Here is a 12,411-nt window from a genome sequence, read left to right as displayed (position 1 = left end):
TGAGGCCAGGCGTGGGCCCCGGGTCAAGAGGCCGGTACGAGACGGCGTGCGACGGCACGGGACGAGGAGGGAAGGCACCGAGGAATCCGCCGGGACGGCGCGGCACGAGCACGCAGTGGCGCCGTTCGAGTGGCCCGAGCCGTAGCCGGGCGCCGAGGCGGGGCGCCGGAACCGGACGGCTGGGCGGGCGCGGTCGCGGGCGGGGCACCGCGCGGCGGGCCGGTCAGGAAGGGGCCGGGGCCTCCACGGACGGCGACGCGGCCATCCGGGTGGAGAGCGCGGTGTTGAAGCGGGTGAGCAGCGTGCAGAAGGCCTCGCGCTCCTCGGGTGCCCACTCCTGGGTCAGTTCGGCCATCAACTGACGTCTTGAGGACCGCACTTCCTCCAGGCGGGACAGGCCGCGCGGCGACAGCTGGAGCACCACGGCACGCCCGTCCTCCGGGTGGGAGGTGCGCTTGACGAGCCCGGTGTCGACCAGCGGGGCCACCTGCCGGGTGACCGTCGACGAGTCGATGCCCATGCTCGCGGCGAGTGCCTTGACGCCCATGGGCCCCTCCTTGTCGAGGCGGTTGAGCAGCAGATACGCGGCGCGGTCCATGGAGTTGCGCACCTGCCCGACCCCGCCGAGCCGGGTCTGTTCGGCACGGCGGGCGAACACCGCGACCTCGTGCTGCAGCGTTTCCAGAAGACCGGTGTCACCGACGGTCGTCATGTCCATCGACATTTCAGGTGTTGTGGGCATGGCCGGGGGCTCTATTCATGCGTGGGGCTGGGTTGGGGGACAGAGTACGCGGACGGGGGGCGGGCCGTACCGGCGCTGAGCAAACCGGTCTCGGACGTTGGTCACGACCGATGTCGCGCGGTGTGAACTGCGAGACTGGTGGTCATGAGCTACCGCACGGCTGACTCCTTGCCGCTGGTGACCCTCGACGACGTACGCGGCGCCCAGAAGATGCTCACGGGCGTGGCGCGGGTGACCGCCATGGAGGGCAGCAGGCACCTGTCCGGTCTGGTCGGGGCCCCTGTCCACTTCAAGTGCGAGAACCTCCAGCGCACCGGTTCGTTCAAACTGCGCGGCGCGTACGTGCGGATCGCCGGACTCCTTCCCGAGGAGCGGGCCGCCGGGGTGGTCGCGGCCAGCGCCGGGAACCACGCGCAGGGCGTCGCCCTGGCCTCCTCGCTGCTCGGTGTGCGCTCCACGGTGTTCATGCCCAGCGGCGCCCCGCTGCCGAAGGTCGCGGCGACCCGGCACTACGGCGCCGAGGTGCGCACGCACGGCACGGTCGTGGACGAGACGCTGGCCGCCGCGCAGGAGTACGCGGCCGAGACGGGCGCCGTCTTCATCCACCCCTTCGACCACCCCGACATCATCGCCGGGCAGGGCACGGTCGGCCTGGAGATCCTGGAGCAGTGCCCCGAGGTGCGCACGATCGTCGTCGGGATCGGCGGCGGCGGGCTCGCCGCGGGCATCGCCGTCGCGGTGAAGGCCCTGCGGCCGGACGTGCGGATCGTGGGCGTGCAGGCGGCGGGCGCCGCCGCCTACCCGCCCTCGCTGGCGGCCGGGCGCCCGCTGTCGGTCGAGAACCCGGCGACGATGGCCGACGGGATCAAGGTGGGGCGGCCCGGGGACGTGCCGTTCCGGATCGTCGAGGATCTGGTGGACGAGGTCCGTACGGTCTCCGAGGACGCGCTGTCCAGTGCGCTGCTGCTCTGCCTGGAGCGGGCCAAGCTCGTCGTCGAGCCGGCGGGCGCGAGCCCCGTCGCGGCGATCATGAGCGAGCCGGACGCCTACGAGGGCCCGGTCGTCGCGCTGCTGTCCGGCGGCAACGTGGACCCGCTGCTGATGCAGCGCATCCTGCGTCACGGCATGGCCGCGGGCGGCCGCTACCTCGCGGTGACGCTGCGGCTGACGGACCGGCCAGGCGCCCTGGCCACACTTCTCGGGGTGTTGTCAGTGGTGGACGCTAACGTCCTCGACGTGAGCCACGTACGGACCGATCCGCGGCTCGGGCTCACGGAGGTGGAGGTCGAGCTGCACCTGGAGACGAAGGGTCCGGAGCACTGCGCCGATGTGAACGCGGCGCTGCGCCAGGCGGGTTACACGGTCATCGGCTGAGGTCGGGCGGCCGCGTGCGGCCGCCGGGACCGGACGGCATCCGGGCGGAGGAGCGGGTACGGAAAACCGCTTGAGGAAACGCGATACATCGCGTTATGGTGTGTCCCTCGTCACTGGACTGCCCGGGGTGCGCCGGATATTCGCTCGCCGTGCGAGGCAGGGCAGGGCAAAACTAATCACTTTCCGCTGGACCCCCAACCCCTTGGGAGACTCACATGCCTGGCGCCATCTACGCCGAAGGCCTGGTGAAGACCTTCGGCGACGTGAAGGCCCTCGACGGCGTCGATCTCGATGTCCCGGAGGGCACGGTCCTGGGCCTGCTCGGGCCGAACGGCGCGGGCAAGACCACCACGGTCCGCTGTCTCACCACGCTGCTCCGGCCCGACCGCGGCAGGGCGGTCGTCGCGGGCATCGACGTGCTCAAACATCCGAACGAGGTGCGGCGCTCGATCGGCCTGTCCGGCCAGTTCGCCGCGGTCGACGAGTACCTGACCGGCCGCGAGAACCTCCACATGGTCGGTCAGCTCTACCAGATGCGGGCGAAGCAGGCGAAGGTCCGCGCGGTCGAGCTGCTGGAGCAGTTCAACCTCACGGACGCCGCCGACAGGCCGGCGAAGACGTACTCCGGCGGTATGCGCCGCCGGCTCGACCTCGCGGCGGCGCTCGTCGTCTCGCCTCCGGTCATGTTCATGGACGAGCCGACGACCGGCCTCGACCCGCGCAACCGCCAGCAGCTGTGGGAGGTCATCAAGCAGCTGGTCTCGGGCGGTACGACGCTGCTGCTGACCACCCAGTACCTCGAAGAGGCCGACCACCTCGCGCACGACATCTGCGTGGTCGACCACGGCCGGGTCATCGCCCGCGGCACCTCCGACCAGCTCAAGGCCCGTACCGGCGGCGAGCGGGTGGAGGTCGTGGTGCACGACCGCGAGCACATCGGGACCGCCACCGAGGTCCTGCGGGGCTTCGGCAAGGGGGAGACCACCGTCGAGGACCACACCCGCCGGCTCACCGTGCCCGTCTCCGGCGGCGCGAAGCTGCTCGCCGAGGTCATCCGCGAGCTGGACGCCCGCGGTATCGAGATCGACGACATCGGCCTGCGCCGCCCCACCCTCGACGACGTGTTCCTGTCACTGACGGGCCACCTCGCCGAGGAGAAGGCCGAGGACAACGGCGACACCGTCGAAGACACCAAGGGTCACAAGCGCAAGAAGGAGGCCGCCAAGTGAGCGCCGTCAGCGATGCCGTGCGGACCGTGGCCCCGGGAGGCTCCCTCGGTCAGTCCGTCCGCGACTCCCTGGTCGTGGCCAAACGAAATCTGATCAGAATGTCCAGAATTCCAGAAATGGTAATTTTTGGGCTGATTCAACCCATCATGTTCGTGGTGATGTTCTCGTACGTGTTCGGCGGCTCCATGAACATCGGAGGCAGCACCGAATCGTCCACCTACCGCGAGTTCCTGATGGCCGGCATCTTCGCGCAGACCGTCACCTTCGCCACCGCCGGCGCCGGGGCGGGCATCGCCGACGACATGCACAAGGGCCTCATCGACCGCTTCCGCTCCCTGCCGATGGCACGCGGCGCGGTGCTGACCGGCCGCACGCTCGCCGACCTCGTACAGACGGCGCTCACGCTGTTCGTGCTGGCCGTCGTGGCCCTGCTGGTCGGCTGGCGTACGCACACCAGCATCGGTGAGGTGCTCGGCGCATTCGGCCTGCTGCTCCTGCTCGGATACGCCTTCACCTGGGTCGGCGCGCTCATCGGCCTGTCCGTCCGCACCCCGGAGGCGGCCACCTCCGGCGGGCTGATCTGGCTCTTCCCCGTCACGTTCGTCTCGAACGCGTTCGTGGACTCCAGCCGGATGACGCCCTGGCTGCAGCATGTCGCCGACTGGAACCCCTTCAGCGCCACGGTCCAGGCCTGCCGTGTGCTGTTCGGCAACCCGGGCGTCTCGCCGTCGGACGCCTGGCCCATGCAGCATCCGGTCTGGGCCTCGCTGATCTACTCCATCCTGATCATCGTCCTCTTCCGGACGCTGGCGGTGCGGAAGTACCGCTCGGCGTCGGCGTGACGCACGGCGAAGCCCCCGGCGCGCGGGCGCCGGGGGCTTCGCCGGGACGACGTGCGGGGCGGGCCTAGGCGGCGTACGGCTTGGCTTCGAGGACCTTCACCGAGGCGAGCTTGCCGTTGGGCAGCTCGTACTCCGCCTCCTCGCCGATCCGCTTGCCGTTCACACCGGAGCCCAGGGGGGACTGCGGCGAGTACGTCTCGATGTCCGAGCTCGCGTACTCGCGCGAGGCGAGCAGGAACGTGAGCGTGTCGTCCTTGTCGCCGTCGAAGGCGATGGTCACGACCATGCCGGGCGCCACCGCGCCATCGGCCGCCGGGGCCTCGCCCACCTTCGCGTTCTCCAGGAGCTGGGTCAGCTGGCGCACCCGGAGTTCCTGCTTGCCCTGCTCCTCCTTGGCCGCGTGGTACCCGCCGTTCTCCCGCAGATCGCCCTCCTCGCGCGCGGCCGCGATCTTGGCTGCGATCTCCGTGCGCGCAGGACCAGACAGGTGATCCAGCTCGGCCTTGAGCTGGTTGTACGCCTCCTGGGTAAGCCAGGTGACGTTCTCGCTGGTCTGGGTCACAGGTGCTCCTCGTAGGTACTGGGAATACAAAGCATCGCCCTACCCAGAAGAATGTTCCTTCTCGGGTGGGCGAAACCACGAGCCTAACAATTCACGACCCGAAGGGGGAGGACATAAGCCATCAGAATTACGTCGACGCAGGTCAGTGGCCAGGTGCCGGGGGTGACATCCGTCAGTGTCGTACGTAGTCCCGGGTAGACGCGGACGCCACCGTCCGGCGGGGCCGGACCCGCGCCCCTCCCGCGGTCAGTCCGCGTGACAGCCGAGGAGTTCCGCGGTCGTGCCGGGGGCCGTCGTGCGGAGCGTGAGGACCTTGTCGACGCGGTTCGAGTCCTGGTCGAAACGGAAGTCCGCGCGGCCCACCTCGGCGCCGTCCTCGGCCTGCGAGCGGATCGTGCAGTAACCCGTCACACCCGAATCCTTGCGGACTTCCAGATGCACCTTCACGGCGCTGCCGGAGGTGTCGAAACTGATGACCTCGGCGCTGATCTTGTTACCGCCCACGTAGTGGAAGGCGAAATAGCCGATCAGGGAGAGCAGTGCCACCCCGAGCACGGAACCGATGATCCTGAGCCTGCGGTCGGCGCGCTCGTCCGCGGAGCGGCCGTACCGGCCCTCGGGCAGCTGCACCGTGCTCATGATCGTCCTCTCCGGAGCGGGTGCGCGGGGCCGGGGCCCGGAATTTTTCACCCGCCGATTCGGTCACTATAGAAGCTCCCACCCGTCACCCGACCGCCGCCCCTCACCGACGTCCCCCGGGGCGACACCTATGGATTTGCGCCGTTTCACATCGGGGCGCCGACTTACTGAGGATTGAGTCTTGACTGATCAGTTGCGACTGATGGCCGTTCACGCCCACCCCGACGACGAGTCGTCCAAGGGCGCGGCCACCATGGCGAAGTACGTGTCCGAGGGGGTGGACGTGCTGGTCGTGACCTGCACGGGCGGGGAGCGCGGCTCCATCCTCAATCCCAAGCTTCAGGGGGACAAGTACGTCGAGGAGCACATCCACGAGGTACGCAAGAAGGAGATGGACGAGGCCCGCGAGATTCTCGGGGTCAAGCAGGAATGGCTCGGCTTCGTGGACTCGGGCCTGCCCGAGGGCGACCCGCTGCCGCCACTGCCCGACGGGTGCTTCGCCCTCGAGGACGTCGACAAGGCCGCCGGCGAGCTGGTCCGCAAGATCCGCGCCTTCCGTCCGCAGGTGATCACCACCTACGACGAGAACGGCGGGTACCCGCACCCGGACCACATCATGACCCACAAGATCTCGATGGTGGCGTTCGAGGGCGCGGCCGACACCGAGAAGTACCCGGAGTCGGAGTTCGGCCCGGCCTTCCAGTCGCAGAAGCTCTACTACAACCAGGGCTTCAACCGCCCGCGCACCGAGGCGCTGCACCAGGCCCTGCTGGACCGGGGGCTGGAGTCGCCGTACGGGGACTGGCTCAAGCGGTGGGACGAGTTCGAGCGCACCGAGCGCACGCTGACGACGCACGTCCCGTGCGCCGACTTCTACGAGATCCGCGACAAGGCCCTCATCGCGCACGCCACGCAGATCGACCCCGACGGCGGCTGGTTCCGCGTCCCCATGGAGATCCAGCGGGAGGTGTGGCCGACGGAGGAGTACGAGCTCGCCAAGTCCCTCGTCGATACCTCCCTCCCCGAGGACGACCTCTTCGCAGGCATCCGCGACAATGCCTGACATGAGCGCGAGCCTGGCACTGACGCACCACCTCGTCCCCTTCGCCAAGGAGGTCGACGAGAACAAGGTCACCCCCGGTGTCCTCGGCTTCATCGTCTTCGCGGTGATGGCCCTGGCGGTGTGGGGACTGATGAAGAGCATGAGCCGGCACATGGGCAAGGTCGACTTCGAGGAGGACGCCGGCCCGGAGGCGGCGACCTCCGAGAAGGCGACGGCCGGCCCCGGGGGGAAGGCCTCGCCCGCCAAGGGCTGAGCCCCGGGCGCGGGCGGACCGGCTCCCGTGCGGCGGTGAGCCCGCCGCGACGGCGCACGGCGGTGTCCTGGTCCGGTGATGCCCCGAAGGCATCACCGGACCACCGGCGCCCCCCTCGGCGCGGCCCGCCGTCCTCACGTCCGCGCGGCCGGTACCGGCACTCCCATGACCTCCCGCGCATGGCGGTTCGGGACCATGCCCAGACGCCAGGCCTGCCAGCCGGACTCCAGGTCCGCTCCCCGTTCCAGGAGGAGCTGGTACGCCTCGATGTAGTCGTCCAGCTTTCCGTCGCGGGTCGGATGGCCGGTGCGCGACAGCTGGGACAGCTCCTCCAAGGCGACGGCGGTGCCCACCTCGACGCCCCCCGGGGAGGCGTACGGCAGGAGGGTGCAGCGCAGGAAGCGGGCCCAGTCCTCGCCGCGGCGGTCGCCGTACGAGGCGAAGAGCGCGGTCGCCTCGTCGCACAGGGCCAGCGCGGGCTGCGTACGGGCGTTGCCCGCGTCCACCACCGCCAGCTCCAGGCAGGTCCAGGCCTCCCCGTGGGCGACGCCGATCCGCTGGAAGTCGGCCCGCGCGTCCACCAGGAGCTGCCGGGCGAAGCCCGAGTTCCGCAGGGAGCCGGTCTGCGCGGCCCGCTGGTCGCGCGTCACCCGGGCCGAGTGGTGGCGGGCGCACGCCAGGCCGTAGACGTCACGGATCCGCGAGAACATCGTCCGGGACCGCTCCAGCTCACGGACCGCCTGGTCGAGACTGCCCGTCTCCTCCAGCGACTGGCCCAGGTAGTACACCGTCCAGGCCTCGCCGCGGGAGTCCTCGTTCTCGCGGTGGCGGGAAGCCGCCTGGCGCAGGCCGTCGACGGCGGAGGACGGGTCGCCGTCGACCAGCCGGGCCCGGGCCAGCTGGGTCAGCGCCCAGGCCTCGCCGCGTGCGTCGCGCGTGCGCCCGTACAGGTCGAGAGCCGAGCGGAGTTCGGACTCGGCGCGCGGCACGTCGCCCATGCGCAGGCCCAGCTGGCCGAGCTGGAAGTGCGCCCAGGCCTCACCGTGCACGGACTCGCCCTCACGGTGCAGGACCAGGGCGTTCGTCAGCAGATCGAGCGCCTCACGCAGCCTCGCCCGGTCCCGCTCCACCGCGGCGAGCGCGTGCATCGTCCAGGCGCGGTCCGCCGCGAGGTCGGGGGAGGCCTGGAGGTCCAGCGCCTCCTGGAGCTTCACCGCCGCCTCGGTGAGGTTGCCCTGGTGGTGCAGGGTGATCCCGAGGGAGCACAGTGCCCGGGCCGCGCCCGCGTCGTGGTGGGCCTCGAAGTAGAGGTCGACCACCGATGTCAGCGTCGTACGGGCCTTGTCGAGTTCGCCGAGCTGACGGGCCGCGATACCCGTGCGCCACTGGACCGAGCGGACGAGCAGCCCCTGGTCGACGGACTGCGTCAACTCGCTGATCTCGCCCAGGCGGTAGAGGTCGCCGCGCAGCAGGCAGTAGTCGCACAGGGCGCCCAGGAGGTTGAGCACCGCCGCCTGGTTCACACCCTCCGCGTGCCGCAGTGCCGCCGTGATGAAGCTCGACTCGTCGTCCAGCCAGCGCAAAGCCGCGTCCAGCGAGGTGAAGCCGTGCGGCCCGAACTGATCCGCGCGCGTGGACGTCTTGCCGTCGACCAGGCGGATCACCGAGTCCGCGAGCTCGGCGTAGTTCACGATGAGACGTTCCTGCGCGGCCGTGCGCTCGGCCGGATCCTCCTCGTCGAGGAGACGGGCCTGCGCGAAGGCGCGTACCAGATCGTGCAGGCGGTAGCGGCTGCCGCGCACATGGTCGATCAGGCCCGCCCGGGAGAGCGCCTCCAGATGGCGGGTCGCCTCCGGCTCGTCCGTCGAGAGGAGGGCGGCCGCCGCGGCCGCGCCCAGCGAGGCGCGACCCGCCAGAGCCAGCCGCCGCAGCAGACGCCTCGCCGTGTCCGACTGGTCCGTGTACCGCAGCCACAGCACCCGTTCGACCGGCTCGACCGGGCCGTACGCCGCCAGGTCGGTGGCGAGACGGCGGGAGGTGCGCGGGCCGAGGGACGAACCCGCGATGCGCAGCGCCAGGGGGAGCCCGCCGCACAACTCCCTCACCTCGTCGGAGGCTTCGGCGTCGTACGGGGCGGAGTCGTCCTGCGCGCAGGCCTTCAGGAGCTCCTCGGCACCCGGCGCGGCCAACGGCTCCACCGCGTGCTGATGCACCCAGGCGGGGAGGTCGGCGGGCAGGTCCAGGGGTTTGCGGGCGGTGACCACGACGAGGCTGTCGGAGCGCTCCGGCACGAGCGTGCAGACCTGCTCCACGTCGTGGGCGTCGTCCAGCACGATCGTCACGGCCAGACCCGTCAGATGCTGGTGGTAGAGCTCGGCGAGCCGCCGGACCTGCTGGTCCTGCGAGGAGCGCTCACGGAACAGGAGCTGCTCGCGGGGCGCGCCCAGCCGGTTCAGCAGGTGGAGCAGCGCGTCGCGGGTGGTCAGCGGCGGCTCCTCCCGGCTGTCGCCCCGCAGGTCCACCACGCACGCGCCGCGGAACTGGTCCTTCAGCTCGTGCGCGGCGCGCACGGCGAGCGTGCTGCGGCCCGAGCCCGGCGCGCCGTGCAGGACGACCACCGTCGGCCTGGTCTCCGTGCTCGCGCGGGCCGCGTGCACCCACTGCGCGATCCGCAGCAGCTCCTGGCGGCGGCCGGCGAACGGCCCGACCGGTTCGGGGAGCTGACCGAAGGACTGCTCCAGGACGCTGCGTCTGCGGGCCGCCGCGCTCTTGTCCGTACGCCGCAGCTGGGGTGCGCCCTTCTTCGCCCCGGTGGCGGCGTTGTAGACCCGCTGCTGGTCGAAGAACGGGCGGATCCCGCGGACCTCGAGGGCGGTCAGCCAGGCCAGCCGCAACTGCTCCGGGCCGCCCGGCTGTCCGAGGGCGCCCGCCCGGCGGCTCGCGGCCGGCAGATGGGAGGCGGTCACCTTCGCCACCGTCGTGGCGGCGCCGGCGACGCCGACGACCGCCCCCGCGCCCACCGCCGCGCCCGCGCCGGTGCCGAGCGCCAGGTCCGCCACCACGGCCGTGAGCGCCGCGACCGCCGCCACCAGCAGGGGAGTTCCGGCGCCCTCGCGCGCGTACCGCTGCCCGAAACTCAGCCGGCCGGCCTCCGCCTCGTCCAGTGCGTGGGTGTAGGCCTCGTACTCCTCGGCGGCCGTCCGTGCCATGGAGTCCAGCGCGGCCCGCGCCCGCGACAGCAGGACGCTCGCGTCGGCCCGGCCGCCCGAGCGCCGGACCTCCTCCTCCACGGCCCGGACCAACAGCCGTTCGGCCTCCGCCCGATGGCTGTCCCGCATATCGGATCCCCCTTTGCCGGTAACGGCTTTCTTGGTCAAGTGTCCTGCGGATGAGCGGGGAAGGCGAGAGAGCCTCTGGCGTGCCCACGCCCGTCCTCGCAGCCCGGACCCGTGACCTACCCCTGTGGAGAGCGGGTGATCCGCCGCGCGTCCCGGTGATCCGCGCCGCCCCGTGGGTACTGCGGCAGGATGGACCCCATGCCGAACCGACTGGCCCACGAGACGTCCCCCTACCTCCTGCAGCACGCCGACAACCCCGTCGACTGGTGGCCCTGGTCGGCCGAGGCCTTCGAGGAGGCGGACAGGACCGGCAAGCCGGTCCTGCTGAGCGTCGGGTACAGCAGTTGCCACTGGTGCCACGTCATGGCGCACGAGTCGTTCGAGGACCAGGAGACCGCCGACTACCTCAACGCGCACTTCGTGAACGTCAAGGTCGACCGCGAGGAGCGGCCCGACGTCGACGCGGTCTACATGGAGGCCGTGCAGGCGGCGACCGGGCAGGGCGGCTGGCCCATGACCGTCTTCCTCACGCCGGGCGCCGAGCCGTTCTACTTCGGCACCTACTTCCCGCCCACGCCCCGGCAGGGGAGCCCTTCGTTCCGGCAGGTGCTGGAGGGGGTGCACAGCGCGTGGACCGACCGGCGGGACGAGGTCACCGAGGTCGCCGAGAAGATCGTGCGCGATCTCGCCGGCCGCGAGATCGGCTTCGGGGACGCGCAGGTGCCGGGCGAGGAGGACCTCGCGCGGGCGCTGCTCGGCCTCACCCGTGACTACGACGCCGCGCACGGCGGCTTCGGTGGGGCGCCCAAGTTCCCGCCGTCCATGGCCGTCGAGTTCCTGCTGCGGCACCACGCGCGCACCGGGGCCGAGGGCGCGCTGCAGATGGCCGCCGACACGTGCGAGCGGATGGCCCGCGGAGGTATCTACGACCAGCTCGGCGGCGGCTTCGCCCGCTACTCCGTCGACCGCGAGTGGGTCGTGCCCCACTTCGAGAAGATGCTGTACGACAACGCCCTGCTGTGCCGGGTGTACGCGCACCTGTGGCGGGCCACCGGGTCCGATCTCGCCCGCCGGGTGGCCCTGGAGACCGCCGACTTCATGGTCCGCGAACTGCGCACGAACGAGGGCGGGTTCGCCTCCGCGCTCGACGCCGACAGCGACGACGGGACCGGGAAGCACGTCGAGGGCGCCTACTACGTGTGGACACCCGGTGAGCTGCGCGAGGTTCTCGGCGAGCAGGATGCCGAGGTCGCCGCCGACTACTTCGGCGTGAGTGAGGAGGGCACGTTCGAGGAGGGTGCCTCCGTCCTGCAGCTGCCGCAGCGGGAGGGCCTGTTCGACGCGGCACGTATCGACTCCGTCAAGGCCCGCCTGAAGGAGGCACGCGACGGCCGCCCCGCCCCCGGCCGCGACGACAAGGTCGTGGCCGCCTGGAACGGACTGGCCGTCGCCGCCCTGGCCGAGACGGGCGCGTACTTCGACCGGCCCGACCTGGTCGACGCGGCGGTAGGGGCCGCCGACCTCCTGGTGCGCCTCCACTTGGACGAGCACGCGCGCCTCGTCCGCACCAGCAAGGACGGCCGGGCCGGCGCCCACGCGGGTGTGCTGGAGGACTACGCGGACGTCGCGGAGGGATTCCTCGCGCTCGCTTCGGTGACCGGTGAGGGTGTCTGGCTGGATTTCGCCGGCTTCCTGCTCGACCACGTCCTCGTGCAGTTCACCGACGAGGAGTCAGGAGCGCTGTACGACACGGCGGCCGACGCCGAGAAGCTCATCCGCCGCCCGCAGGACCCGACCGACAACGCCACGCCCTCCGGCTGGAGCGCGGCCGCCGGAGCGCTGCTGAGCTACGCGGCCCAGACCGGTTCGGAGCCCCACCGTGTCACCGCGGAGCGGGCGTTGGGAGTGGTGAAGGCGCTCGGTCCGCGTGTGCCGCGGTTCATCGGCTGGGGTCTGGCCACCGCCGAGGCGCAGCTCGACGGGCCGCGTGAGGTGGCCGTCGTCGGCCCGGCCGACGACCCGGCCACCCGGGAGCTCCACCGCGTCGCCCTGCTCGCCACCGCACCCGGCGCGGTCGTCGCCGTGGGTGCTCCGGAGAGCGGCGAACTCCCGCTGCTCGCGGGCCGGTCACTGGTCGGCGGTGAACCGACGGCGTATGTCTGCCGTAATTTCACTTGTGACGCTCCGACGACCGATGTCGAGCGTCTCCGGGCGGCATTGGGGCGCTGACCGGCGGAGGGGGGTGTGCGCACTGACCGTTAATGTGCGCACTTGTTCGGTTTCGTCTGACAACCGACCGACCATTCCGAAACACGATATTTATCAGAAGACCTCCCGGGCTTCACAGAACCCCCATAGTCTCTGTCCCG

Annotated in this window: 10 protein-coding genes; 6 read left to right on the top strand and 4 right to left on the bottom strand. The window is 71.2% G+C overall.

Annotated elements, in window-relative coordinates:
* Window positions 1-223: 223 nt before the first annotated feature.
* Window positions 224-724 (bottom strand): MarR family winged helix-turn-helix transcriptional regulator, encoded by a 501-nt coding sequence (locus tag O1Q96_RS39380; protein WP_217454882.1) that lies wholly within the window; start codon window positions 722-724, stop codon window positions 224-226.
* 162 nt (window positions 725-886) lie between these two features.
* On the opposite strand from O1Q96_RS39380, the gene ilvA reads away from it, so the two are divergent.
* The 3 genes from ilvA to O1Q96_RS39365 all read left to right on the top strand — a co-directional run bounded on the left by ilvA (window position 887) and on the right by O1Q96_RS39365 (window position 4,187).
* Complete coding sequence (gene ilvA, locus O1Q96_RS39375) at window positions 887-2,116, top strand: threonine ammonia-lyase (protein WP_269252662.1); 1,230 nt, start codon at window positions 887-889, stop codon at window positions 2,114-2,116.
* A gap of 215 nt (window positions 2,117-2,331) precedes the next feature.
* Window positions 2,332-3,345, top strand: a complete 1,014-nt coding sequence (locus tag O1Q96_RS39370; RefSeq protein ID WP_269252661.1) for an ATP-binding cassette domain-containing protein — start codon at window positions 2,332-2,334, stop codon at window positions 3,343-3,345.
* Entirely contained in the window at window positions 3,342-4,187 is an 846-nt protein-coding gene (locus tag O1Q96_RS39365) for an ABC transporter permease (RefSeq protein WP_269252660.1), read from the top strand. The genes O1Q96_RS39370 and O1Q96_RS39365 overlap by 4 nt, the downstream gene beginning before the upstream one ends.
* A gap of 64 nt (window positions 4,188-4,251) precedes the next feature.
* Here the strand turns inward: O1Q96_RS39365 and greA are convergent, their stop codons facing one another.
* Together greA and O1Q96_RS39355 are read right to left on the bottom strand one after the other, a co-directional pair.
* Complete coding sequence (gene greA, locus O1Q96_RS39360; RefSeq protein WP_269252659.1) at window positions 4,252-4,749, bottom strand: transcription elongation factor GreA; 498 nt, start codon at window positions 4,747-4,749, stop codon at window positions 4,252-4,254.
* 246 nt (window positions 4,750-4,995) lie between these two features.
* Window positions 4,996-5,388, bottom strand: a complete 393-nt coding sequence (locus O1Q96_RS39355) for a DUF4307 domain-containing protein (RefSeq protein ID WP_269252658.1) — start codon at window positions 5,386-5,388, stop codon at window positions 4,996-4,998.
* Between the two features lie 181 nt (window positions 5,389-5,569).
* On the opposite strand from O1Q96_RS39355, the gene mca reads away from it, so the two are divergent.
* Both mca and O1Q96_RS39345 read left to right on the top strand, forming a co-directional pair.
* The gene (gene mca / locus O1Q96_RS39350; RefSeq protein ID WP_217454850.1) at window positions 5,570-6,451 is read left to right on the top strand and encodes a mycothiol conjugate amidase Mca; all 882 of its coding nucleotides are present in this window, start codon (window positions 5,570-5,572) and stop codon (window positions 6,449-6,451) included.
* Window positions 6,444-6,704: a hypothetical protein gene (locus tag O1Q96_RS39345; protein WP_269252657.1), complete on the top strand. Its 261-nt coding sequence runs from the start codon at window positions 6,444-6,446 to the stop codon at window positions 6,702-6,704. Before mca ends, O1Q96_RS39345 begins: the two co-directional genes overlap by 8 nt.
* A gap of 134 nt (window positions 6,705-6,838) precedes the next feature.
* Here the strand turns inward: O1Q96_RS39345 and O1Q96_RS39340 are convergent, their stop codons facing one another.
* Entirely contained in the window at window positions 6,839-10,042 is a 3,204-nt protein-coding gene (locus O1Q96_RS39340; RefSeq protein WP_269252656.1) for a tetratricopeptide repeat protein, read from the bottom strand.
* A gap of 198 nt (window positions 10,043-10,240) precedes the next feature.
* Here O1Q96_RS39340 and O1Q96_RS39335 point away from each other — a divergent pair, with 198 nt between their 5' ends.
* A complete protein-coding gene (locus O1Q96_RS39335; RefSeq protein ID WP_269252655.1) occupies window positions 10,241-12,271 on the top strand; it encodes a thioredoxin domain-containing protein in 2,031 nt (676 codons plus the stop codon).
* Window positions 12,272-12,411: the final 140 nt, after the last annotated feature.

The sequence above is a fragment of the Streptomyces aurantiacus genome (genome assembly GCF_027107535.1).
GTDB lineage: Bacteria > Actinomycetota > Actinomycetes > Streptomycetales > Streptomycetaceae > Streptomyces.
Note: the sequence above shows the minus strand (reverse complement) of the source record. Positions and strands in the feature narration are given on the sequence as shown.

Coding starts and splice junctions, on each gene's coding strand:
- O1Q96_RS39370 (WP_269252661.1), top strand. CDS start 2,332: ATGCCTGGCGCCATCTACGCCGAAGGCCTGGTGAAGACCTTCGGCGAC.
- ilvA (WP_269252662.1), top strand. CDS start 887: ATGAGCTACCGCACGGCTGACTCCTTGCCGCTGGTGACCCTCGACGAC.
- O1Q96_RS39335 (WP_269252655.1), top strand. CDS start 10,241: ATGCCGAACCGACTGGCCCACGAGACGTCCCCCTACCTCCTGCAGCAC.
- O1Q96_RS39340 (WP_269252656.1), bottom strand. CDS start 10,042: ATGCGGGACAGCCATCGGGCGGAGGCCGAACGGCTGTTGGTCCGGGCC.
- O1Q96_RS39380 (WP_217454882.1), bottom strand. CDS start 724: ATGTCGATGGACATGACGACCGTCGGTGACACCGGTCTTCTGGAAACG.
- O1Q96_RS39345 (WP_269252657.1), top strand. CDS start 6,444: ATGCCTGACATGAGCGCGAGCCTGGCACTGACGCACCACCTCGTCCCC.
- O1Q96_RS39355 (WP_269252658.1), bottom strand. CDS start 5,388: ATGAGCACGGTGCAGCTGCCCGAGGGCCGGTACGGCCGCTCCGCGGAC.